Genomic DNA, 22,837 nt, shown 5'->3' with positions numbered 1-22,837 from the left:
GCACCGGGGAGTTCAGGCGGGACTTTCACCGGCATCGGAAGAGCGGCATCGGGTAGCGGGTACCCGGCAGTCGCAGCAGGGGCAGGCCACCCACCGGTGGCGGGGATTGGAATACAGGCATGTTTGATCGTCATCGCCAGATCGGCCCGGAGCATCCCGGAAGCGGAGCGGTTGCCGTGCCGGGGGCCTGGTACGATCCACGCCTGCACATTCAGGACTATGCCTATGAGCCTCCCCAGCAGGAGGAAGGCATCGATATCCTGCGGCTGTTTCTCTATGTCGTGCACTATCGCTGGCTTCTGGCCACTCTCGTTGCCGTCGGCATAGTGTGTGCACTGGCCGTCACGATGATGATGACGCCTCAATACCGTGCCACGGCACGGCTGGAAGTGCTGGTGCCGTCGGCGAAGGTTTTTCAGGACATCGAAGTCACTTCGGAAGGCAGCGACATGCGCTCCTACCTGACGGCGCGTGAAAAACTCAAGAGCCGCTCCCTTGCGCAGCGTGTCGTGTTCAATCTCGGCCTGGGCGAACGCGAGGACTTCCTGTTTCCAAGGCCCAGCTTCTCGCCCCTGAACATACTCAACCGCGCCTTCGGCAGGTCGCCGGGCGGGGATATCTCCCAATATTCCGCGGATGAGCGCGCCAACATGGCTGTCGACAGGGTGCTCGCCAATCTCTCCGTCGATCCGATCACCAACACCAGCCTTCTGTCGATCAGCTATTCCGACCAGCAGCCCAGATACGCTTACGAGATCGCCAATCAGGTCGCGCAGAGCTTTATCGACCAGCGTGTCGACCAGGCCAGCGATACGTCCTCGCAGGCGCGCAAGTTCATTCAGGAACAGGTGTTGCAGGTCAAGGAACGGCTTCAGCAGTCGGAGGAGGCGCTGGTCGATTACGCCAAGAGCGCCGGCATCACCATCACCGGCAGCGACAGTTCGCTGATTGCCGCGAACCTGACGGAGATCAACAAGGCGCTGGCGCTCGCCATGCAGGAAAGCCTGGATTACGGCCGGCTGGTGCAACAGATCGACAACGGGCAGGGCGCCAGCCTGGAACAGGTGCTCAAGAGCGAAGGGCTGGAGAAGCTGCGGGGCAAGCTCGCCGAGCTGAATGCCGAATATCAGCAGAAACTGGCGTTCTTCAAGCCGGGCTTCCCCGAGATGCAGCAGCTTCGTTCGCAGATCAGGGAGATCGAGAACCAGTTGAACCTTGGCATAGCCGCCGTGACGGATTCCATCCGCATCAAGCACACGGAGACGCTCGCCAAGGTTCAGGATCTCAGGAACAAGCTGGCGGAACTGGAAGCCGAGCAGGTCGCCTATCAGGACAAGAACATCAGGTACACGATCCTGAAGCGGGAGGTGGATTCCAACCGCTCCCAGTATGAAAACCTGATCGCCAAGCTGAACGAGGTCGCAGTCGGCTCCGAACTGAGGAACCAGAACGCCGCCGTGGTCGATATGGCGGTGATGCCCCGTTCTCCCTACTCTCCGCGGCTGCCCGTCAATCTGGCGATCGGGCTGGTCCTTTCCATGGTGATCGGCGCGGCCGCCGTCTACGTTCTTGAGCTGCTCAACAACACCTTCACCAATCCCGAGCAGGTGGAGAAGGAACTGCGGCTGCCGATCCTTGGCATCCTGCCGGCGATCGATGACAGGGAGTTCGGTCAGGCGGTGGCGGACCCGAGGTCTGGCCTGTCGGAATCCTACCGGTCGCTGCGCACCTCGCTTCAGTTTTCCGGCGAACAGGGCGCGCCGCGCGTCCTGCTCGTTACCAGTTCCGAGCCCTCCGAAGGCAAGTCGACGACGGTCTTCAAGCTGGCCGAGGATTTCGGTGCCCTCGGCGCAAAGGTTCTGGTCGTGGATGCGGACCTTCGCAAGCCGGTGGTGCATCGCATATTCAAGGTGGACAATATCGTCGGCCTTAGCAACGTCCTGACCAACACGATCCGCCGTGACGATCTGCCGAAGCTTATCAAGCCGGTCGGGGGGAATGTCAGCGTCATGACAGCCGGCATGATCCCGCCGAATCCCGCCGATCTCCTGTCCTCCTCCCGCATGGGGCTGCTGCTGCAAAAGCTGTCGCGCAGCTATGATCTGGTCCTGATCGATTCGCCGCCGATCATCGGCCTTTCCGATGCGCCCATCCTCAGTCGCCTGACCGAGGCCACGCTTCTCGTCGTCTCCTCAAATCAGGTGACGCGAAAGGCCGCGCGCGCGGCGCTCAAGCGCATTCAGGCAGCCGGTTCCAATGTTCTGGGCGTTGCAATGACCAAGTTTGCGGTGCGCAAGCTGGACTACAACTACAGCTACAAATACCTCAGCTACAACTACTACAGCTACGGCGATGAAACGCCGAAGCTGGAAAGCAAGGGCGGTGAGGGGGGCTCATCAACACATGCGAAAAACTGGTCGCTGGCTTCTGTGTCTGGGCGCGTGCGCAAGCATCTTCGCGATCTTGGCGATCGCATCAAGTCGGCATCTTGAGACCGATCATCCGGACGTTGCGCTGGCGCTCTATCCGCTGAATGCGGAGGCACTTATCGCCGATACCGTCGCCCGCCTGAACCGGCAGGACGCGGACGCTCGCCTCGATGAAATGGAAGCGCAGGTCCGCCGGGCGGTACCTGCCAATGCCGGCGATGCCCGCATCTACAGCCTGCTTGGCGAAATTCTGCGCAGGCGCGGTGAGGCCGATACCGCCTATGCCATGTTCGATCATGCCCTGACGCTGGCAAGCACCGAAATCCATGCCCTGCACTGGAGCGTGCAACGGGCTGTGGCAGCCGCAGAGTATGACAAGGCGGCTGAGGCGCTGGATCTGATGTTCCGCCGCTGGCCCGACCAGGTCGGGGCTTTCGCAGCTGCGGTGCCGCAGGTGTTTTCGCAGGCCGACAGTTATGAGGTGCTGCTTGAAATGCTTGCCGCAGCTCCGCCATGGCGCTCACGGCTCATCTCGGCCCTCGCACGTGGTGAGAGCGATGATCTGGCTTTCACTGCGCGGCTCTTGCAGGATCTGGCCCTTGGATCCTCTCCGCCGGCTTCGTCCGAAACGGCCCAGCTGATCGCCAGCCTTTTCAGGCATAAGCAGTACGATCTGGCATATCGTACGTTCCTGCTCACGCTGGCGCCGCATGAACGGGAATTGTCGGGTTTCGTGTTCAATGGCCAGTTCCGCCAGGGGCCGTCGGGCAGAAGGTTCGACTGGGGCGTGCGACAGCAGCCGGGAATGGTGCTCAGCCTGCCGTCCGGACCCGCGAGCGGCCCACCGGGCTATGGACTGTCGCTTGAGTTCAGCGGGACACCGGTCCTGCGCATCGGGCTGGAGCAGTATCTGTCTCTGCCGTCCGGGGCTTACGAAATCGAGTTCAGGGCTTCCGCCACCGCGGCCGAACTGCCCAAGTCGTTGATGTGGGCCATAGATTGTGCCGATCCGGGTCAGCCGATCGTGCGTGTCGAGGTGCCGGCCGGGACCTATCAGGAGCGTAGCGTTCGCGACACATTCACCATCCCGCAGAACTGTCCCGTGCAGACCCTGACACTGAGAACCAACGCCATGGTGGAGAACTGGAGCAATCGCTACAGCGGCGAGGTGCTGTTCCACGATATTCGTATCCTGGCGGTGCAATCATGACGACGCTCGAAACAGGGCTGGCGAGGGGATGGCGCGGCAAGCGCAATCTGCTCGGTTTCTGTCTGCTTGCCTGTCTGCTGGTGGGGGGCGCCACACAACGGGGTGTGTTGATCGATGCGGTCCTGCAATCGATCGTCATAGCCGGTTCAGCCTTTGCGCTGATGTCGGCGCAGATGACGAAGCCGATGCGTGCCGGCATCGTCCTGCTTGTGCTGATCCTTGTGCTCGGAATCATGCAGCTTCTGCCGCTACCGCTTTCCCTGCTGGAAATCGTCCGCCCGGCGGGTCTGCTTCCGTTCGCGGGAGACGATCCGTCCGCAGCCTTCGAAGCCGCTCCGGTCAGCCTCGCCGTATCGCGCACCATCGAGGCCACGATCTTCGCCCTTGTGCCGGTGATTTTCTTCATCGCAGCCGCGAGCCTACCGCAGGACAAATTTGCGGACCTGCTGCCCTTCTTCGTCATCGGTTTTGTCTGCAACCTGATAGCCGGCGGCCTGCAATATTCCTTCAGCACAGGCGCCACGCTTGGCGATCTGCTGGGCTACGGCGTCATGGTCGGCATGTTCGCCAATGTGAACCATTTCTCCACACTGGTTTTTTCAAGCCTGCCGCTGATCGTCTATTTCGGCTTTTTCCACGGTCGCGCGGCTATCGCCACGCTTCTCCTGATCCTGACGTTCCTCGTGTTGCTGGCTGCCGGGTCGCGTGCCGGAATCCTGATCGGGCTTTGTGTGGTCGCGATCTCCGTCGCCTCGCTCGTCTGGCGCGGCCGTGTCGGGACCATTGCGATGGTGGTTCTGTTCGCCAGCCTGGTCGCCTATGGCTATGGCGCGCTGGTGCAGATCGGTTCCCAGCAACTGGACCCGGATTTCGGGCGCAGGGAATTTGCCCTTACCACATGGAAGGCCATACAGGACAACTGGCTATGGGGCACGGGCTTCGGCACATTCGATCTCGTGTACCCGGCCTATGAAAAGCGCGACATGGTGCATGCCCTGTACGTCAATCATGCGCACAACGATTTTCTCGAGCTGCTGCTCGAAGGCGGGGCAGGGGCGATGATGATCTTTGCCGTCTACGCAGCAATGGTGATCGCGCGCGCCGTGCAGGTCTACAACCGCCCGCTCCAGCGACTGGCGCTGTTGTCGATCGCCGTCATCCTGTTGCACTCCATTGTGGATTATCCCTTGCGGACCATGTCGATCGCCATGACCTTCGCCTTCTTCAACGTGCTGTTCTTTTCCGACATAGGTGTGCGGCCGGCATCGCCGGAGAGCGGCCTGAAAGGAAAAAAACGTCAGCCCCGGGAAGAAGTTCTGCTCCCCGCCCCGCAGCACGGTCGATGAAAGTTGTCTGGCGAGGTCATGGCTCCTGGCCGGGCGCCAGCGTCATGACATCCGCCCAATCCGGATTCTTGCGATACTGGCTGCGCACATAGGGGCATAGCGGAAGAATTCTGAACCCGTTGCTGCGGGCATCCTCGACCATGAACGAAACCAGCGCCGCCGCCGCTCCCGTTCCCTTCATCGTCTCGGGCGCGCCTGTGTGGTCGGCGCTGATCAGCGCCGGCCCCCTTCTGGTGAAGGTGATTTCAGCCTCGCCGTCGATGCCATCGATCCGCGCGACGTAGCGGCCTCGCCGTCCTTCCGGCTCTTCCCTGGCTATCCTGATGTCAGCCATGTCGGCCTCCTTGCCTTATGCGCAGCCAATCCCGCGTTATGGTTTCGTCCTCCTGCGACAGTTCGTGTCCGGCACCGATTGTGTGCAGGTCGAGCATCGCGCCCGAACCCTCCAGCCATTGCGCCAGCGGCCTGCCGAAATTGGAGAAGGGGTCGCGCGCCCCGGCGATCATCAGAACTTCGGTACCGGCAAGGTCGGTCGCGGGCGGATCTTCCAGCACCATCATGGGACGGAGCAGGATCGCTTTTGCGATGTGGCCGGGTTGCAGGCCCATCACCGAAGCGGCAAAGTTCGCGCCGTTCGACAACCCCATGAAGGTCATGCGGGCGGGATCGAGTCCGTAGCCCGCGACGGCGCCCTCGACGAATGCCGCGAAAGCTTCCGCTTCGGAGCGGATATCGGCCTGATCGAAGCTGGTCGGCCCCAGCCGGCGAAACCAGCGCGCATTGCCCTCTTCATGGGCGCGACCGCGCACGCCGAGCAAGGTGGCGTGCGGCGATATGCGGTGCGCCAGCGGCATCAGGTCCGCCTCCGTGCCGCCTGTGCCATGCAGAAGCACCATGGTGCTGCCGTCCGGATCATCGGGCGTGAAGAAGCGGTGCACGAAAGGCAATTCGCGGCGCGGCGTGCGCGGCTGGCCCGGCATGGCGAACTGGGGCAGCATGACCCGAAGGTCCTGCGCGCGCAGCTGATCGCCTGGCGGCACCATCAGCGTGGTGCCAAGTGTGTCCGGCGGCTCGTCGACAGCAAAGCCCGGTCCGTCCGTGGCCACCTCCAGCAGCGTTCCTGCCGGTTCGCGTACATAGAGCGAGGTGAAGTAGCGCCGGTCATGAACGTTGGTCGGCGAGGAATTGAGCGTTGCAAGCTGCGTTTCCAGTGCCTCTATTGCGGCAATGTTGGCCGCCCGTACGGCGACGTGATCGGCCGTGCCTGTGCCGGGGATGCCTTCCACAAAGCCGGAGCCATCCCGGATATCGATGGCGTCGGTGTCCGAAAGCATGCGTGTGGTGTTTCCCTCCACCGGGCCTTGCCGATAGCCGAAGCGGGTGATGAAGGCGGCGGTTTCCTCCGGCGCTTCCGAAAGGATCGTGACGGCGCGCAGGCGTGCAGGACCACGCCCGGCATCGCCCCACGGATGCGGGGCAGGCATATCGACCCCCGCCAGCTTGACGATGACGCCATCGGGGTCCTTAAGCCGAAGCACGGTTTCGCCGAACTCGCGCGAGGGGCCCTGCATGGCGATGCCGTGCTGAAGGCAGCGGGTCATCCACTCGCCAATGCTGGAGGGCGGTATGGCCAGCGCGATTTCGAACACCTGCCCGTGGCCGACCCGTCCGGTTGCGCCGTCTTCCCACACAAGGAAGGTGATGAGGGTGCCCGGCGAGCCCGCGGCGTCGCCGTAGAACAGGTGAAGCTGCTCGGCATCCTCATAGCCGCCGGTGCGCTTGACCAGCCGCAGGCCGAGAAAACCGGCATAGAAGTCGACATTCGCCTGCACGTTGCGCGTGATCAGCGTGACATGATGGATGCCGCTTTCGGGCTTTCCGGCCTGCTGGTGCATGATGGGTCGCCTCTTCAGTGACCGGACGATCCGATCGCCGGGAATGGAATGAATTCGGCATTGTCGTCCGGCGGGAGGCGGAAGCGGCCATGCTCGAAATCGCCCTTTATCCAGGCTTCCTTCGCGGCATCGAGCTTTTCCTTCGATGAGGCGACGAAGTTCCATGAGATGTAGCGCGGGCCGTTCAGCGTCTCGCCGCCGAGCAGCATCAGCCGTGCGCCACGTTCGCCCGCGGTGACGGTGATGGGATCGCCGGGGCGAAACACCATCATCTGCCCTGCCTCGAACTCCTGCCCGGCAATCAGCACCGAGCCTTCGGTGACATAGATCCCGCGGTCTTCGTGATTGTCGGGCAGAGGCAGCCTGGCTCCCGCCAAAAGCACGGCGTCGGCATAGAACATTTCCGAGAAGGTCTTCACCGGCGCGCGCTCGCCCCAGGCATTGCCCAGTATGAGCCGCACCTGCTTGCCTTCGCCGGTAATGAAAGGCAGCGCATCCTTGTCCTGATGCTCGAAGGTCGCGGGCCTGTCCTCGTCGGCTTCGGGCAGAGCCACCCAGGTCTGGATGCCGAACAGGGAGTGATGCGGCTGGGCGCGGGTGTGTGCGCTTGTGCGCTCGGAATGGGTCACGCCATTGCCGGCCACCATCCAGTTCACTTCGCCCGGATAGATCATCTGGTTTGTGCCGAGGCTGTCGCGATGCTGGAACTCGCCCTGATAAAGGTAGGTCACGGTGGCGAGCCCGATATGCGGATGCGGGCGCACATCGATGCCGCCTTCGTCGATGAATTCGGCAGGTCCCATCTGGTCGAAGAAGATGAAGGGGCCAACCATCTGGCGTTTCGGCGCGGGCAGGGCCCGCCGCACCTCGAAGCCGCCAAGGTCGCGCGCACGCGGCACGATCAGCGTCTCGATGTCGTCGATGCTGCCCGCTTCCGGGCATTTCGGTTCGATGTCGGGCATCCAGCTCATGGCGTTCCTCTTTCGCTTGCTGATTGAAAATCCGGCTGGCTGTTGGCGGTTCCCTCATACCACGCCGAGCATTGTGTCCGGCCACTGGTGCGTCAATGCCTGTTCGGCCGCCGGGCATTTACGTTGTGTTTCATGGCGAAGCGGGAACCGACGACAGGAACGCCGCTATGGCGTGCACTTCCTGCTGCCTCACCTCGTGGCCGCCGTCATGCAGTTGCAGGTCGACTTTCGCCCCCTGACCTTCGAGATGGTTCGCCAGCGTTTCCGTGAGCGGAAGCGGACAAATCGGGTCGTGACGGCCTGCGGTTATCAGGACATGACGACCTTTCAGGTCCGGATTGGCGGCGGGTGTCCACGGGATCAGCGGGTGCATCAGAACCACCCGGTCGAACAGCTCCGGCGCCTGGAACAGAACGGAAGCGAGAATATTCGCACCGTTGGAATAGCCGAGCCCGAACACGGGAGCGCCCTCATGTTCTTCACGATGAGCTCGGACGAACCCGATCATCTTTTCGCTGCGGGCGGCGAGATCCTCCATGTCGTAGACGCCTTCCGCCTTTCTGCGGAAGAAGGGGTTCGCGCCATGCTCGGAAACGTCGCCTCGCGGCGAGACGATGCCGGCATCTGGCAGGATCTGCTCGATCAGGCCGGTGAACTGGTGTTCGTCGCCGCCGGTTCCGTGAAAGGTGAAGACAAGCGGTGCGCCAGTCTCGGGCTGTTTGAATGAATGATGATAAGCGTCTCGGGACATGACGTTCTCCTTGAGGCGGTTCCCCGCCGAGGTGGCTTGGCGGGGAGGGGCATCAGTCGACAATCGGAGGCAGGATTTCCTCGATGCGGCTGCGCAGATGGGCGTGCTGCGCGGGAAGCTTCAGCGCCTCGCCCAGATGCGCGGTGTCTTCGTCACGGTCGAAGCCGGGCTCGTTGGTGGCGACCTCGAACAGGACACCGCCCGGCGTGCGGAAGTAGATGGCCCAGAAATAGTCGCGATCGATGATCGGGGTGACATGGTAGCCGGTGTCCATCAACGCCTTGCGCACTTCGGCCTGCGCCGCGCGGTTTTCGACCGCAAAGGCAACATGGTGGACCGAGCCGGCGCCCTGCCGTGCCGCCGGAGCGCCGGGCAGCACTTCGAGATCGACGAAATCTGCGCCATTGCCGCCCTTGATGGCGTAGCGGGTCAGCGCCCCCTGACGGTCGACTTCCTCGTAACCCATGTACTTCAGAAGCTCTCCGGTCGCGCCGCCGTCCCGCAGCCGCATGGTCACGCCATGGAAGCCATGGACGCCTTCGTCGGCCGGAACCGTACCGGCCGCAAATGGCTGGCGCTTGTCGCCATCCACTTCCACGAGCGCGAAAGTGTCGCCGTCGGGGCCGGGAAAGCGCAGGCGCTTTTCGCCGAAGACTTCGCTTTCCTCAAGCCCGGTCACGCCCTGCGCAACGAAGCGCTCCTTCCAGTAGCCCAGCGTGCCTTTCGGCACCGAGAATACGGTTTCCGATACTTCGCCGGCGCCGCGGTTGCCTTTGACGATGTGCGGGAAAGGAAAATAGGTCATCACCGTTCCGGGGGTGCCGACCTCATCGCCATAATAAAGATGATAAACGTCGGGCGCGTCGAAATTGACGGTTTTCTTGACCCGGCGCAGGCCCAGCGTCTTCGTGAAGAAGTCATTGTTCTCCTGCGCATTCGCGGCCATCGAGGTAACGTGATGCAAGCCTTTGATCTGGGTAAGCATGGCAGTGTCCTCACATGCGGTTCAATTCGCTGGACCCAGGATAGGACCGCATTCCATTTGTAGGAATAACCATAATCTTGCATTTATTATTGCGTTTATCGTAATAATGAAAAATGGGCGAACTCGAATCCGTGCGTGTGTTTCTGACCGTGGCCGAGCAGGGCAGCTTTGCCGGCGCGGCCCGCCAGCTTGGGCTTACTCCGGCCTCCGTGACGCGCACGATAGCCGGCCTTGAGGACCAGCTCGGCGTTCAGCTTCTGGTGCGCACGACGCGTCAGGTGTCGCTGACTTCGGCGGGCGCCGTCTATGCTGCGCGCGTGGCGCCGCTCTCCGAAGGGCTGGCGCGCGCGGCGGAAGAAACCCGCGAGGCGCAGGGCATCGCCTCCGGCAATATCCGCATCAGCGCCCCGATGTCGCTCGGCCTCAAAGTGCTGCCGCCTGTGCTGTCCCAGTTCGCCACGCTCTATCCGCAGACCCATGTCTCGCTGACGCTTTCCGACAGCTTCGTCGACATCGTCGAGGAAGGCTACGATCTCGCGATCCGGATTTCCGGACCGCCGGACGACAAGTCGACCATCTGGCGCAAGATCTGTGAGGTGCAGCGGATGCTTGTCGCTTCGCCAGCCTATCTGGGCGCGCGCGGGACACCGGCGACGCCGGACGATCTCGCCGACCATGCATGCCTGAGCTATCGGTCGGATGCGCGCGACGAAAGCTGGGAACTCTCCCGAGGGCCGAGCCGCCGCGTTCACAAGGCGGTGGGTTCATTCAGCGCCAACAATGGCGACATACTTGCCCGGCTTGCCATCAACGGCGAGGGAATTGCCCTGCTTCCCCGCTTCATCGTTGACGGGGATATCGCGGCCGGGCGTCTCGTGGAAATTCTGTCCGACTGGAACGCACCCCGGATATGGCTCACGCTCTACTATCCGCCCTACGAGCGATTGCCGCTCAGGGTCGCGACCTTTTCAGACTTCTTCGAAAATTGGGTCGCCGACAGCAGGTGCTTCTGAAGCGGTGGACCGCGCCGGATGGCGGTGAAGGTTCAGGGCAGAAGGGGGATAGTATGGCTGGGGCGCCAGGATTCGAACCTGGGAATGTCGGTACCAAAAACCGATGCCTTACCGCTTGGCGACGCCCCAACGGAACTGTCCAGACCGGACAGAGCGGCCTTATAGGCAGAGACGGCGAAAAGCACAATCCGTCATGTCGAGATTAAAGCATACTCCCTGAATGTGGGGGTGGCTTCCAGGCAAAGCCACACAAAATCACGAGAGCCGGATTCGCCGATGCGAATCCGGAACGACAGAATGCTGGGTTGACCATGCCGGCAATCGGGAGCGGAGACGTGCCGTTCTACTCTCCCCAGACCGCCAGTTCGTTGCCCGCGGGGTCGGCAAAATGGAAGCGCCGTCCACCGGGGAAGGAGAAAATGGGTTTGACGATCCTGCCCCCGGCTCCCGTCACCGCCCCCAGCGTTTCCTCCAGATTTTCACTGTAGAGCACCGGCAAGGGCTTTAATGATCCTTCAGAAGCGTCGGTATGGAAACCGCCATCCAGCCCTTCGCTGAAAGCCGAGTAGCTGGGGCCGTAATCTGTGAAGGACCACGAGAAGGCCGTGCTGTAGAAGGCCTTGACGCTGTCCAGCGTACCGCCGGTGGCGGGCATTTCTATATAGTCGAGCTTGCCTGTCTGTCTCATAGCATCCTCCATGTTCTCTTTATGTTCTATTGGATTTCTCATGGTCCGGCAACAGGGTGGCGCGGCCCTGGCAACTTGTTTTCACAGGAACAGGCCATCCTGCTTGTTGTTTTCCGCAACAAACGGAAAGCGAGCCGACGCATGTGCCGGGACCTTTAATCGATATAGATTGCGGGCAGGCCAAGCGCGCGCTTGCCTTTCGCTTTTCGGCACCTTATCGCTGCCGGCATCCAGCCCCGGCCGGGGCATGTCGACCACAGCAAGCCGGGGAGAAGGCATGAGCAAGTGGGTGTACACCTTCGGTGACGGAGCGGCCGAAGGGCGCGCCGGGGACAGGAACCTTCTCGGCGGCAAGGGCGCGAACCTCGCCGAAATGTGCAGCCTCGGGCTGCCGGTGCCGCCCGGCTTCACCATCACCACCGAGATGTGCAACTGGTACTATGCCAACGGTCGCCGCTACCCGCAGGAGTTCGAGACGCAGCTCGATGCCGCGCTCGACCACATCGGCAAGGCGACCGGCCGCCGTTTCGGCGATCCGGCGAAGCTGTTGCTGGTTTCGGTGCGCTCCGGCGCGCGCGCCTCCATGCCAGGCATGATGGATACGGTGCTCAATCTCGGCCTCAACGACGAGACGGTCGAGGCGCTGGCTTCCGATTCGGGCGATGCGCGCTTTGCCTATGACAGCTATCGCCGCTTCATCCAGATGTATTCCAATGTGGTGCTGGGGCTCGACCATGAGGTGTTCGAGGAAATCCTGGAGGACGCCAAGGCCCGCCTCGGCCACGAGCTCGACACCGATCTGAGCGCCGTCGAGTGGCAGGAGGTCATCGACCTCTACAAGGCCAGGATTCAGGAGGAACTGGAAAAGCCGTTCCCGCAGGACCCGCGTGAGCAGCTCTGGGGCGCCATCGGCGCAGTGTTCTCGAGCTGGATGAACCAGCGCGCCATCACCTACCGGCGCCTGCACGACATTCCCGAAAGCTGGGGCACGGCCGTCAATGTGCAGGCCATGGTGTTCGGCAATATGGGCGACACTTCCGCCACCGGCGTGGCCTTCACCCGCAACCCCTCGACCGGCGAGAACTCGCTCTATGGCGAGTTCCTCGTCAACGCGCAGGGCGAGGACGTGGTGGCCGGCATCCGCACGCCGCAGAACATCACCGAGGCGGCGCGCATCGCCGCCGGTTCCGACCGGCCGTCGCTGGAAAAGCTGATGCCGGAGGCGTTCCGCAGCTTCGTCGAGATTTCGCAGCGGCTGGAAAACCACTACCGCGACATGCAGGACCTCGAATTCACCATCGAGCGCGGCAAGCTGTGGATGTTGCAGACGCGGTCCGGCAAGCGCACCGCAAGGGCGGCGCTGAAGATCGCCGTCGACATGGCCAATGAAGGGCTGATCACCAGGGAAGAGGCAGTCTGCCGCATCGATCCGGCCTCGCTCGACCAGCTTCTGCACCCGACCATCGACCCCAAGGCCGCGCGCGATGTCATCGGCGTCGGCCTGCCTGCCTCGCCGGGTGCGGCGACGGGCGAGATCGTGTTCTCCTCCGACGAGGCGGAGGAGATGAAGTCGGTCGGCCGCAAGGTCATCCTCGTTCGTGTCGAGACCAGCCCGGAAGACATCCATGGCATGCACGCCGCGCAAGGCATCCTCACCACGCGTGGCGGTATGACCAGCCATGCGGCCGTCGTTGCACGCGGCATGGGCAAGCCCTGCGTCTCCGGCGTCGGCTCGCTGCGCGTCGATCACAGGAACGGCACGCTGACCGCGCTCGGCCAGACCTTCCGCAAGGGCGACATCATCACCATCGACGGCGGTTCGGGCCAGGTGCTGAAGGGCGCGGTGCCGATGCTCCAGCCGGAACTGTCCGGCGATTTCGCCGCCATCATGGAATGGGCGGACGCGGCGCGGCGCATGAAGGTGCGCACCAACGCCGAAACCCCGGCGGATGCGCGCATGGCCCATTCCTTCGGCGCGGAGGGCATCGGCCTTTGCCGCACAGAGCATATGTTCTTCGACGGCGACCGCATCGTTTCCATGCGCGAGATGATCCTTGCCGATACCGAGAAGGACCGGCGCGCAGCGCTCGCCAAGCTGCTGCCGATGCAGAGGTCGGATTTCCTCGAACTGTTCGAGATCATGGCTGGCCTGCCGGTGACGATCCGCCTGCTCGATCCGCCTCTGCACGAGTTCCTTCCCAAGACCGAGGAGGAACTGGTCGAGGTGGCCGCGGGCATGGGCGTTTCGTCCGACAAGCTGCGCCAGCGCACCGAAGCCCTGCACGAGTTCAACCCGATGCTCGGCCATCGCGGTTGCCGCCTGGCTGTCTCCTATCCCGAGATCGCCGAGATGCAGGCCCGCGCCATCTTCGAGGCGGCAGTGGAAGCCGGCCGCAGGGCCGGCAAGCTGGTGGTGCCGGAAATCATGGTGCCGCTGGTCGGCCTCAAGAAGGAGCTCGACTACGTCAAGGCCCGCATCGATGCTGTTGCAAAGAGCGTGATGGACGAAACCGGAGTCGCCATCGAATACCTCACCGGAACGATGATCGAACTGCCGCGCGCCGCGATCCGCGCCAATTTCATTGCCGAAACCGCCGAGTTCTTCTCCTTCGGCACCAACGACCTGACGCAGACGACCTTCGGCATCTCACGCGACGATGCGGCGAGCTTCCTCGAAATCTACCGACAGAAGGGCATCATCGATCAGGACCCGTTCGTGTCGCTCGACATCGAAGGTGTCGGGGAACTGGTTCGCCTCGGAGCCGAGAAGGGCAGGGCGACACGGCCCGGCATCAAGCTCGGAATCTGCGGCGAGCATGGCGGCGATCCGGCCTCGATCCGCTTCTGCGAGGAGGTCGGGCTCGACTATGTGTCGTGCTCGCCGTTCCGCGTGCCGATCGCCCGGCTAGCGGCGGCGCAGTCGGCCATCCGCAAGGCAGGTTGAGCGGGAAAATTACGCTGCGGCGTTCAGCGCATCCATGAGGGCGGCATAGGAAGCGGCGATTCCGGCGAGCGGATTGCCGCTTTTCGAGGCTGTCTCGACTTTCAGCGGCCCCCCGCATACAGGCTGGGAAAGCAGCAGGAACTGCCGGCTGTCACCGTCGCCGATACAGCCGGCGGCGACATGCTCCTCCGTCTCGCCGTTGCCGGTACGCACCTTGAAGAGAAGCCGGCCACCGACCGATTCAAGGGCCTCGCCCGCAATCTGCGCGAACTCTTCGTCCGAAACCGAATTTGCCTCGGACGCGATCTCGGCCAGGCTTTCCGCCAATGTCTCTTCCAGCACCTTTTCGTCGAGCTGTGCTCCCATGCCGATGGCCCTGTCTTCGCCAGTTTAAGAAAGCATTTACCGTCAGCGTGGCTGCATTGTGGCGTCCCGGGGCAGGGTGGCCGCCGGTGAGGAGCGCAGCGCATCAACTTTGATGAAGAGCGCCCGAAAATCCTTGAGCGAGCGGTGCGGTCTTCCGAAAACCGGATTCCCCTTTTCGCCCCGATGCTCTAAGTCTGTCACCCGGAAAGACTTCGATGGCGGGCGATGACGGCATTTCCTGAACGGCGGACCACCATGGCGGCAGGCTGGTCGCGCCGCACGGCAGCATTTTCGGCGGTGCTCCTGCTCACGGCATGGACCGGCCACCATTTCGGCCTCGTCGAAACGCCTGCCTTCCTGTGGGTTCTGGCGCTGGTGGCGCTTCTGGCCGCCCTTGCCCTGCTTTTTTCAGGCTGGGCCTTTGCCCGCCTGTGGAGCTTCGGCGACCGCGGTGGGCGCGATCTGACCGTGGGAGCGCTGATTGCGCTGACCGTGCTGGCACCCTATGCGGTTGCGTCCTACTGGGCGCTGACATTCCCGCCGCTGCGTGACATTTCCACCGACCTCGAAACCGCGCCGGCGTTTGCCGATGGCCGCGTTTTTGAAGCGACGCCCGGCGAGCGGCGGCTTCAGGCGGAAACCTATCCGCTGGTCAACGGCCGTCGCTATGATCTGCCGTTCCCCGAGGCTGTGAGGATGGTTCAGAACGTGCTTCGCCGGCAAGGGTGGAACAGTTCCACCATGCCAGCTCTGGATGATGGGGAGCTGCGGGAAATGCTCGTCACCGCAACCGCAACCAGCTTCGTGCTCGAATTGCCGGTCGATGTGGCCATCCGCGTCACCGGTGACGACGAGACAAGTTTCGTCGACATGCGCTCCGCGTCTCGCTACGGCCGCCACGATCTCGGCGACAATGCCGACCGCATCGTCGGGTTCCTCAGGGAACTGGATCAGGAGGTCACGGGCCAGACCGGCATCGAGCAGGGACAGTAGGGCAATCCGGAACGGGTGACATGTCATGTCCGCAATCGCGCGGAACCGGGAGTCGGAGCGTTTCTGGCGTTTCGGCGAAGCGGAATTGTCCGTCCGGCCAGCTTACCTTCCCGGTTCGTAGATGCCGTCGATTGCCGGCGCGCCGCGGGTCGTCGCCAGACCACGGCTGACAAGATCTTCCAGATGCGCAAGGATTGAGAGGCCGGCAGCGCCGTGCAGGCGCGGATCGGTTTCGCGATAGATGACCCTGACCATGTCGCCGATGGTGCGGTCTCCCTGCTGGAGACGCTCGATGATGGCGCGTTCGCGCATCTTTCGATGTGCTTTCAGCCCTCTCATGAACGCTTTCGGCTGGGTGACGGGACCGCCATGGCCGGGCAGCAGCAGCCGGTCGTCCCGTTCCAGCAGCCTTTCGAGCGAGGCCATGTAGTCCGCCATCGCTCCGTCGGGCGGGGCGACGATGCTGGTGGACCATGCCATCACATGATCGGCGCTGAACAGGATGCCGGTGTTCTCGAGGGAAAAAGCCGCATGGTTGGCCGCATGGCCAGGTGTGTGCACGGCACGGATCGACCAGCCGTCGCCATCGACGACCGCATTGTCGGGCAGGGCGATGTCGGGCATGAAATCGGTGTCGTTGCTCTCATCCAGCGCATTGACCTCGCCAATCGCTAGTTCGCGCGCCGGGCGGTGAGGGCCTTCCGCGAGCACGAGGGCGCCCGTTGCAGCCTTGAGGCGTCTGGCGAGTGGGGAGTGGTCGCGATGCGTGTGGCTGACGAAAATGTGGCTCACCGGCCGTCCGGCGATGGCATCGAGAAGGGTTTTCAGATGGCGCTCGTCGTCGGGGCCGGGATCGATGACGGCGAGCGTGTCGTGCCCGACAATGTAGCTGTTGGTTCCGTGGAATGTGAATGCCGAGGCGTTCGGCGCCGTGACCCGCAGAATGTCGGGTGCGACGCTTACGAAAGAACCGTGAGCCGGCTCGAAACCCGTGTCGAATTCTAGTGCCATGGAATGTGCCGTCCGGTATGCTGCGCTGCGAAACCATTTGCCGCATAGCACGTAAGACAATATAGGGGAAACGTGCTGCGCGATGACCGCACCTGCCCAAACGCCTGACTAACGGAATGAGGAAGATCATGGCAATTGCAACGACGATGCGTCCGCTTGTTTCTCTGGCTTTGCCCGAAAAGGGCGCTGCGCGGCTGGCCGCGCAACTCTTCCTCGCCATAGGCGGCACGCTGTTGCTGACGGTTTCCGCCAAGACCAAGGTTTTCCTCGGCCCGGTCGATATTTCTCTGCAGACGCTGGCTGTTTTGCTGATCGCGTCCGCCTTCGGCATGCGCCTCGCCGTCGCAACCCTGCTGCTCTACATGGCACAGGGCGCAATGGGGCTGCCCGTTTTCCAGAGCTCGCCTGAAAAGGGTGTCGGCATTGCCTATATGCTTGGCACCACCGGCGGTTATCTGGCCGGCTTCGTCGCGATGGCCGCCATTGCCGGCTGGGCTGCCGATCGTGGCCTCGACCGCAACCCCTTCAGGCTGTTCGGCGCTTTCATGGCTGCCGAGGTCGTCATGATGGCGATGGGTTTCGCATGGCTCGCCCTGCTGATCGGCGCCGACAAGGCGTGGCAGTTCGGTGTGATGCCGTTCATTGTCGGCGATCTGATCAAGGTCGCGCTGGCCGCGAGCCTCGTTCCGGCCGTCTGGTCCATCGTCGCGCGCTTCCGCTGATCGACGCAATCGCGAGAAAATCAAGCGCTCGGCACGTAAAGTGCCGGGCGTTTTTGTTGTCCGGCAAAGGAATTGTTCAGCGGGCTTGCCTCTCATCGTCCGGGATCGACGCAGCGATCAGGATCGAGAAGAATACGAAGAACGAATCCATGATGTCGTGCTTGAACATGATCTGGGTCATGCCGCACAGCGCGTAGGAGCCGCACACGATCAGCGCTGCGAACAGCCGCATCCGGTAGCTGGCATCGCGTGGCGCGCGCCATGCCAGCACGACCGGCATGCACAGGACGCCGATCATGGCGCTGAGCACGAGAACGCCGCCGTCCAGCATGAAGGTCAGAACGCTGTTATGTGCGTGGGTGAAGCCACGGATGGCATTCCCGTCGAGCATGAGGGTCGGAACCAGCGCATCCATCCGGTTCTGGATGCCGTAACCCAGGATGGGGGATTGGCGGATCGCCTCCAGCGCGGCATGCCACAATCTCACGCGTTCGCCGATGGGACCGTCGGTGTTGCCGTTGTGGAGCAGGATACCCAGTTCGCCCACGGTTTCCTGAAAGCGCGCATCCAGCGCATCCTGTATGAAGTACAGGATGACGAATGCGGCTATGAAAGCCGGAATTGTGGCCGGGCGCAGGATTACGGCGCGCAATTTCAGCGGGGCGAAAACAGCGAGCAGCAGCAAGACGGGTATGGCTGAAAGGGCGACACCCCTGGTCAGGGACATCAGGATTGCAGCCAGACCCGCCCCGATGGCGACCAGTCCCAGAAGTATGCCCGCGCGCGTGTCCGACCCGATTTTGAGCCCGCCCAATCCCATCAGGCAGAGCGACATCATGCCGAAGACGGCTTCATTGCCGGCGCCGCTAGCCGGCCGCACGTCGAAGATGGCCAACTGGACGAAGGCGATCAGGCAGGCCGCGATCGCGCCGACGGCCGCGCCGGTAATGTAAGGCGACAGATAGTCGACACCCTCGCTGGCGCGCAATCGCGGGATGATCGCCCAGGGGGCGAGGAAGGTAAGCAACCAGACAAAGGAACGTGGCGCCTGGGAGCTGTTTTCTCCGACAAGCGCCGTGAGCACGATCAGGCCCACGAAAAGAGTGCATGTCCATGCCAGCAGCCGGTCCGAACGGGTCATGCGGAACGCGAAGCGCCCGAAAGCCATGGAAACAAGCGCCCAAACGAAGAATGTAAAGAGCAGCACCGAAATGGCGCTGCCGGCCGCTGGCGGCAAGGCACCCATCAGAAAAGCGGAAATCGCGTTGTTGCGCGCGATCCCATCCTCGGGCAGCGATGCAAATGGCAAGCGAAGCCCGCTATGGGCAAAACCGAGTTTCTGCAATATCTGCACTGGTCCCGTTCCGATCACGGCGAACAACCTGTTCGCCGGCCTCTCCAAAGCGGTCCGGCCCGCCGGGAACGGGCTCCCTCTCAGACCCGGTGCCAGACCGTAGCGCCGTCTTTAGACACCGAAAATGATGCCTATTTGATGGCAGGGGATCAGGCCAGGGCCTGCTGCACGATTCTTCCCTGCATCGTCCTTCCTGTAGAAAAATCATCGCATCCTCAACATGCAATGAGTTTCCGTTACGTTGGTTATGAGCACCATGACCGCTAGAAAACGGGCGCAGACGCAGATTTCCGACGCAGGCAAAACTCAGTCCGTGGGCGGGCTCCCCAGAGCAGGCCACCATGGCGGGCCATGCGGCATCCGGAGGTCGCTTCTGGTCGGTTGAAAGGAAAGCAGGCTGACATGGCGCCGGTGCTCACCCATCTCCAGCGGCTGGAGGCGGAATCCATACACATATTCCGGGAGGTTGCTGCAAGCTTCTCGAAGCCGGTGATGCTTTATTCCGTCGGCAAGGATTCGTCCGTGCTGATGCACCTGGCTTTCAAGGCCTTTTATCCGGCCAGGCCGCCTTTCCCGTTCCTGCATGTCAATACGACATGGAAGTTCCGCGAGATGATCTCGTTCCGCGACGAGATGGCGGCGCGTCTGGGCTTCGACCTGATCGTACACGTCAACGAGGACGGGGTCCGCGATGGCATCAACCCGTTCGACCATGGTTCCAACACGCACACCCATGTCATGAAAACGGTGGCGCTGCGGCAGGCGCTGGACAAATACGGTTTCGACGCGGCCTTCGGCGGCGCGCGACGCGACGAGGAGAAGTCGCGGGCGAAGGAGCGGATATTCTCCTTTCGCAACGCAAGCCACGCCTGGGACCCGAAGAACCAGCGCCCGGAGATGTGGAACATCTACAACACGCGCATTTCGCCCGGCGAATAGATCCGCGTGTTTCCCCTCTCCAACTGGACCGAACTCGATATCTGGCAGTACATATTGCAGGAGAACATCCCAATCGTTCCCCTCTACTTCGCGAAGCGGCGTCCCGTCGTGCAGCGCGACGGCATGCTCATTCTCAAGGATGACGAGCGCATGACGCTTCTGCCCGGCGAGCAGGTGCAGGAGCGCCTGGTGCGCTTCCGTACGCTGGGCTGCTATCCGCTGACCGGTGCCATCGAATCGGGCGCCGATACGCTGGAGGCCATCGTCGGCGAGATGCTGACCGCCCGCACATCCGAGCGTCAGGGGCGGCTGATCGATCGCGACGAATCCGGTTCCATGGAAAAGAAGAAGCGCGAAGGGTATTTCTGAGATGCGGCATGTGACGCCAGACAATCTCGATGCGGTCGAGGGCGTGCGCGCCTACCTCGCCTCGCAGGAGAAGAAATCGCTTCTGCGCTTTCTGACCTGCGGTTCGGTGGACGATGGCAAATCCACGCTGATCGGACGGCTGCTGTCGGACACGCGCCAGATCTTCGAGGACCAGCTCGCGGCGCTCGAACGCGATTCACGCCGTCACGGCACGACCGGAGACGAGGTGGACTTCGCTCTGCTGGTCGACGGACTGGAGGCCGAGCGCGAACAGGGCATTACCATCGACGTTGCCTATCGCTTCTTCGCCACGCCGAAACGCAAGTTCATCGTTGCCGACACGCCCGGCCACGAGCAATACACGCGCAACATGGCGACCGGCGCCTCGACCTGCGATCTTGCCATCGTTTTGGTCGATGCCAGGCAGGGCGTGCTGCGCCAGACACGGCGCCACACGGTCATCGCCTCGCTGCTCGGCATTCGCCACATCGTACTGGCCGTCAACAAGATCGATCTGGTCGGTTTCGACCGGGACGCATTCGACCGCATCGTGGCCGAATACCGTGCTTTTGCCGCCCGGCTCGGTTTCCGCACCATAGAGGCCATTCCGATTTCGGCGCGTTATGGCGACAATGTCAGCCAGCGCTCCGCGCGTCTGGACTGGCATGAGGGACCCACGCTGGTCGAGCATCTGGAAAGGGTTGTGGTGGATGACGAGGCGGTCGAACTGCCGTTTCGACTGCCGGTGCAATATGTCAACCGTCCCGATCTCGACTTCCGTGGGTTTGCCGGCACCATAGCTTCCGGGGCGGTCGCTCCGGGTGACGAGATCGTCGTCGCCAAATCCGGAAAGCCGGCGCGGGTGAAGCGCATCGTCGCGCAAGGGGGAGATCTCGAAAGAGCCGTCGCAGGGCAGGCCGTGACGCTGGTGCTCGACCGGGAGGTCGAGGTGTCGCGCGGCAACGTGCTGGTAACTCCGGGTTCGCGCCCACAGGTTGGCGACCGGTTCTCTGCCTCGGTGGTGTGGTTCGACGAGAAGGCGCTGCGACCGGGTGCTGCCTATGTTCTGCGCACGGCGACGGACCAGGCAAGCGCCACGGTCGATGCCATCAGCCACCGGCTCAACATCAACGACTTCACGGAGGAAGAGGCACGCACGCTCGAGCTCAACGAGGTCGGCGTGGTCACGGTCTCCCTTCGCTCGCCGGTGGCTTTCGATCCGTTTGTCGAAAACCGTGCGACCGGCGCCTTCATCCTCATCGACCGCATAACCAATGCGACTGTCGGAGCGGGCATGATCCGCCACGGCATCAGGCAGGCCGACAACATTCACTGGCAGTCTCTCGATGTCAGCCGCGATGCGCGTGCGGCGATCAAGCACCAGCGCGCGGCGGTGCTGTGGTTCACGGGATTGTCCGGTTCGGGCAAGTCGACCATCGCCAACCTGCTTGAAAAGAAGCTCCACGCCGCCGGGCGGCATACATACGTCCTCGACGGGGACAATGTCCGCCATGGCCTCAACAGGGATCTCGGGTTCACCGGGGAGGATCGGGCGGAGAACATCCGGCGGGTTGCCGAAGTTGCAAGGTTGATGGCAGATGCCGGGCTCATCGTCATCGTTTCCTTCATCTCACCGTTCCGCGCCGAGCGGCAACTGGCGCGCGATCTGACGAAGAAGGGCGAGTTCGTGGAGGTGTTCGTCGACACTCCGTTCGAGGAATGCGTGCGACGCGATCCGAAAGGATTGTATGCGAAAGCGTTGAAAGGCGAGATCGACAACTTTACGGGAGTGGACTCGCCTTACGAATCGCCGGAGAACCCCGAGGTACGCCTGCAAACCCTCGGCCGCACCCCGGAAGAGATGGTTGAGGCGGTGGAACGGTGGTTGACAGAGCGTGACATTGCCCAGGACCAGTACGAAAGCGGCGGCGGAATCTGACGATACGCAAGTCCTTGCCTTGTTCGAGGCGCTCGCGCTCGCAGCAGGGCGCGAGATCATGCGTGTCTTCAAGGCCGGCTGCACAGTAGAGAGCAAGGCCGACAGTTCTCCCGTGACAGAGGCCGACAGGACGAGCGAGCGCATCATCCTGGAAGGGCTGCGCGCCAGCTTTCCCGATATCGCCTGCGTGGCTGAGGAGGAAACCTCCGCAGGCATTCGTCCGGGCGAGATCGGCCGTGAATTCTTTCTGGTCGATCCGCTGGATGGAACCAAGGAATTCGTGAACCGCCGCGCCGACTTCACCGTCAATATCGCGCTGATCCGCGACGGCGTTCCGGAAGTCGGCGTCGTCTTTGCCCCGTGCAGCGGTCGTTTTTTCTCGGGGCGGCCGGGGTTGGCGGAAACGCTGTGGGTCGGTGACAACTATACCATTTGCGCACGCCAGCGTATCGGCGCGCGTGATCCGGTCATGCCGCCCACCGTGGTGGCCAGCCGCTCGCACAATACGCCCGAGACGGAAGACTACATCGCGCGCCTCGGCATGGCCGAGATCGTTTCGGTCGGCTCGTCGCTGAAGTTCTGCCTGCTGGCTGCCGGTGAGGCGGACCTGTATCCCCGTTTCAGCCGCACCATGGAGTGGGACACCGCCGCCGGCGACGCCGTTCTTCGCGCGGCCGGGGGCATGACGCGAACCGTGGACGGCGCCCCGCTCGCCTATGGCAAGCGCAATCGCGACGGCGATGTGGATTTCTCCAATCCGTTCTTTATCGCGCGGGGGAGGGAGCCGGCCTGACGGGCCGGCTTTGCGCAGCTAGAGCGCCGTGCGTCCTTTCGGACGCACAAAGGACGCTCTAACATTTTGTTTGAGCATCGGAATAATCCGAAAACCGAGTACACTTTTCGGTCCGATGC

18 protein-coding genes, 1 tRNA gene and 1 pseudogene are annotated in these 22,837 nt (G+C 62.7%); 10 read left to right on the top strand and 10 right to left on the bottom strand.

What is annotated here, in order from left to right; all coding sequences use genetic code 11:
- Positions 1 to 119: 119 nt before the first annotated feature.
- Genes DES43_RS05710 through DES43_RS05700 form a run of 3 tightly spaced genes read left to right on the top strand, consistent with a single transcriptional unit; the run spans position 120 to position 4,985 of the window.
- Complete coding sequence (locus DES43_RS05710; RefSeq protein WP_035023185.1) at positions 120 to 2,492, top strand: GumC family protein; 2,373 nt, start codon at positions 120 to 122, stop codon at positions 2,490 to 2,492.
- Complete coding sequence (locus DES43_RS05705; protein WP_035023182.1) at positions 2,464 to 3,639, top strand: tetratricopeptide repeat protein; 1,176 nt, start codon at positions 2,464 to 2,466, stop codon at positions 3,637 to 3,639. Before DES43_RS05710 ends, DES43_RS05705 begins: the two co-directional genes overlap by 29 nt.
- Positions 3,636 to 4,985, top strand: coding sequence for an O-antigen ligase family protein (locus tag DES43_RS05700; protein ID WP_051520361.1), 1,350 nt, complete (start codon positions 3,636 to 3,638; stop codon positions 4,983 to 4,985). The genes DES43_RS05705 and DES43_RS05700 overlap by 4 nt, the downstream gene beginning before the upstream one ends.
- Before the next feature lie 16 nt (positions 4,986 to 5,001).
- On the opposite strand, the gene DES43_RS05695 is transcribed toward DES43_RS05700, so the two are convergent.
- The 5 genes from DES43_RS05695 to DES43_RS05675 form a co-directional block, all read right to left on the bottom strand.
- A complete protein-coding gene (locus tag DES43_RS05695) occupies positions 5,002 to 5,319 on the bottom strand; it encodes a GNAT family N-acetyltransferase (protein ID WP_035023179.1) in 318 nt (105 codons plus the stop codon).
- Positions 5,312 to 6,880 (bottom strand): VOC family protein, encoded by a 1,569-nt coding sequence (locus tag DES43_RS05690; protein WP_035023176.1) that lies wholly within the window; start codon positions 6,878 to 6,880, stop codon positions 5,312 to 5,314. Before DES43_RS05690 ends, DES43_RS05695 begins: the two co-directional genes overlap by 8 nt.
- A gap of 14 nt (positions 6,881 to 6,894) precedes the next feature.
- Complete coding sequence (locus DES43_RS05685) at positions 6,895 to 7,851, bottom strand: pirin family protein (protein ID WP_035023173.1); 957 nt, start codon at positions 7,849 to 7,851, stop codon at positions 6,895 to 6,897.
- Positions 7,852 to 7,981: 130 nt separating this feature from the next.
- A complete protein-coding gene (locus DES43_RS05680; RefSeq protein ID WP_035023170.1) occupies positions 7,982 to 8,602 on the bottom strand; it encodes an alpha/beta hydrolase in 621 nt (206 codons plus the stop codon).
- Between the two features lie 52 nt (positions 8,603 to 8,654).
- Entirely contained in the window at positions 8,655 to 9,587 is a 933-nt protein-coding gene (locus DES43_RS05675; protein WP_035023167.1) for a ring-cleaving dioxygenase, read from the bottom strand.
- Positions 9,588 to 9,700: 113 nt separating this feature from the next.
- Between DES43_RS05675 and DES43_RS05670 the strand changes: the two genes are divergently transcribed.
- Entirely contained in the window at positions 9,701 to 10,600 is a 900-nt protein-coding gene (locus DES43_RS05670) for a LysR family transcriptional regulator (protein WP_035023164.1), read from the top strand.
- Positions 10,601 to 10,654: 54 nt separating this feature from the next.
- Here DES43_RS05670 and DES43_RS05665 read toward each other — a convergent pair.
- Positions 10,655 to 10,729 (bottom strand) — tRNA-Gln (locus DES43_RS05665).
- 214 nt (positions 10,730 to 10,943) lie between these two features.
- Entirely contained in the window at positions 10,944 to 11,288 is a 345-nt protein-coding gene (locus tag DES43_RS05660) for a VOC family protein (RefSeq protein ID WP_035023491.1), read from the bottom strand.
- Between the two features lie 277 nt (positions 11,289 to 11,565).
- Between DES43_RS05660 and ppdK the strand changes: the two genes are divergently transcribed.
- Positions 11,566 to 14,232, top strand: a complete 2,667-nt coding sequence (ppdK, locus tag DES43_RS05655; RefSeq protein WP_035023161.1) for a pyruvate, phosphate dikinase — start codon at positions 11,566 to 11,568, stop codon at positions 14,230 to 14,232.
- A gap of 9 nt (positions 14,233 to 14,241) precedes the next feature.
- Here ppdK and DES43_RS05650 read toward each other — a convergent pair whose 3' ends face one another.
- Positions 14,242 to 14,598 carry a hypothetical protein gene (locus DES43_RS05650; protein ID WP_035023158.1) on the bottom strand — a complete coding sequence of 119 codons (357 nt, stop codon included), beginning with the start codon at positions 14,596 to 14,598 and terminating at the stop codon, positions 14,242 to 14,244.
- Positions 14,599 to 14,823: 225 nt separating this feature from the next.
- On the opposite strand from DES43_RS05650, the gene DES43_RS05645 reads away from it, so the two are divergent.
- Positions 14,824 to 15,591 carry a DUF1499 domain-containing protein gene (locus DES43_RS05645; protein WP_035023155.1) on the top strand — a complete coding sequence of 256 codons (768 nt, stop codon included), beginning with the start codon at positions 14,824 to 14,826 and terminating at the stop codon, positions 15,589 to 15,591.
- Positions 15,592 to 15,693: 102 nt separating this feature from the next.
- Here the strand turns inward: DES43_RS05645 and DES43_RS05640 are convergent, their stop codons facing one another.
- Positions 15,694 to 16,602: an MBL fold metallo-hydrolase gene (locus DES43_RS05640; RefSeq protein WP_035023152.1), complete on the bottom strand. Its 909-nt coding sequence runs from the start codon at positions 16,600 to 16,602 to the stop codon at positions 15,694 to 15,696.
- A gap of 128 nt (positions 16,603 to 16,730) precedes the next feature.
- Here DES43_RS05640 and DES43_RS05635 point away from each other — a divergent pair, with 128 nt between their 5' ends.
- Positions 16,731 to 17,324: a biotin transporter BioY gene (locus tag DES43_RS05635; RefSeq protein WP_035023149.1), complete on the top strand. Its 594-nt coding sequence runs from the start codon at positions 16,731 to 16,733 to the stop codon at positions 17,322 to 17,324.
- A 76-nt stretch (positions 17,325 to 17,400) separates the two neighbouring features.
- On the opposite strand, the gene DES43_RS05630 is transcribed toward DES43_RS05635, so the two are convergent.
- Positions 17,401 to 18,696: an O-antigen ligase family protein gene (locus tag DES43_RS05630; RefSeq protein WP_133674842.1), complete on the bottom strand. Its 1,296-nt coding sequence runs from the start codon at positions 18,694 to 18,696 to the stop codon at positions 17,401 to 17,403.
- Positions 18,697 to 19,080: 384 nt separating this feature from the next.
- Between DES43_RS05630 and cysD the strand changes: the two are divergent.
- The 3 genes and pseudogenes from cysD (at position 19,081) to cysQ (ending at position 22,718) form a co-directional block, all read left to right on the top strand.
- Positions 19,081 to 19,986, top strand: a pseudogene (cysD, locus tag DES43_RS05625) (sulfate adenylyltransferase subunit CysD).
- Position 19,987: 1 nt separating this feature from the next.
- Positions 19,988 to 21,925, top strand: coding sequence for a sulfate adenylyltransferase subunit CysN (cysN, locus tag DES43_RS05620; RefSeq protein WP_035023140.1), 1,938 nt, complete (start codon positions 19,988 to 19,990; stop codon positions 21,923 to 21,925).
- Complete coding sequence (gene cysQ / locus DES43_RS05615) at positions 21,888 to 22,718, top strand: 3'(2'),5'-bisphosphate nucleotidase CysQ (RefSeq protein ID WP_084496382.1); 831 nt, start codon at positions 21,888 to 21,890, stop codon at positions 22,716 to 22,718. Before cysN ends, cysQ begins: the two co-directional genes overlap by 38 nt.
- Positions 22,719 to 22,837: the final 119 nt, after the last annotated feature.

This window comes from Aquamicrobium defluvii, assembly GCF_004363725.1.
GTDB lineage: Bacteria > Pseudomonadota > Alphaproteobacteria > Rhizobiales > Rhizobiaceae > Mesorhizobium > Mesorhizobium defluvii.
The sequence above is the reverse complement of the archived record's forward strand: the minus strand, read 5'-3'. Positions and strand labels throughout refer to the sequence as shown.

Excerpts from the sequence above, each read along its gene's own strand:
- DES43_RS05710 (WP_035023185.1), top strand. The coding sequence starts at position 120 with ATGTTTGATCGTCATCGCCAGATCGGCCCGGAGCATCCCGGAAGCGGA.
- DES43_RS05700 (WP_051520361.1), top strand. The coding sequence starts at position 3,636 with ATGACGACGCTCGAAACAGGGCTGGCGAGGGGATGGCGCGGCAAGCGC.
- DES43_RS05695 (WP_035023179.1), bottom strand. The coding sequence starts at position 5,319 with ATGGCTGACATCAGGATAGCCAGGGAAGAGCCGGAAGGACGGCGAGGC.
- DES43_RS05690 (WP_035023176.1), bottom strand. The coding sequence starts at position 6,880 with ATGCACCAGCAGGCCGGAAAGCCCGAAAGCGGCATCCATCATGTCACG.
- DES43_RS05685 (WP_035023173.1), bottom strand. The coding sequence starts at position 7,851 with ATGAGCTGGATGCCCGACATCGAACCGAAATGCCCGGAAGCGGGCAGC.
- DES43_RS05680 (WP_035023170.1), bottom strand. The coding sequence starts at position 8,602 with ATGTCCCGAGACGCTTATCATCATTCATTCAAACAGCCCGAGACTGGC.
- DES43_RS05675 (WP_035023167.1), bottom strand. The coding sequence starts at position 9,587 with ATGCTTACCCAGATCAAAGGCTTGCATCACGTTACCTCGATGGCCGCG.
- DES43_RS05670 (WP_035023164.1), top strand. The coding sequence starts at position 9,701 with ATGGGCGAACTCGAATCCGTGCGTGTGTTTCTGACCGTGGCCGAGCAG.
- DES43_RS05660 (WP_035023491.1), bottom strand. The coding sequence starts at position 11,288 with ATGAGACAGACAGGCAAGCTCGACTATATAGAAATGCCCGCCACCGGC.
- ppdK (WP_035023161.1), top strand. The coding sequence starts at position 11,566 with ATGAGCAAGTGGGTGTACACCTTCGGTGACGGAGCGGCCGAAGGGCGC.
- DES43_RS05650 (WP_035023158.1), bottom strand. The coding sequence starts at position 14,598 with ATGGGAGCACAGCTCGACGAAAAGGTGCTGGAAGAGACATTGGCGGAA.
- DES43_RS05645 (WP_035023155.1), top strand. The coding sequence starts at position 14,824 with ATGACGGCATTTCCTGAACGGCGGACCACCATGGCGGCAGGCTGGTCG.
- DES43_RS05640 (WP_035023152.1), bottom strand. The coding sequence starts at position 16,602 with ATGGCACTAGAATTCGACACGGGTTTCGAGCCGGCTCACGGTTCTTTC.
- DES43_RS05635 (WP_035023149.1), top strand. The coding sequence starts at position 16,731 with ATGGCAATTGCAACGACGATGCGTCCGCTTGTTTCTCTGGCTTTGCCC.
- cysN (WP_035023140.1), top strand. The coding sequence starts at position 19,988 with ATGCGGCATGTGACGCCAGACAATCTCGATGCGGTCGAGGGCGTGCGC.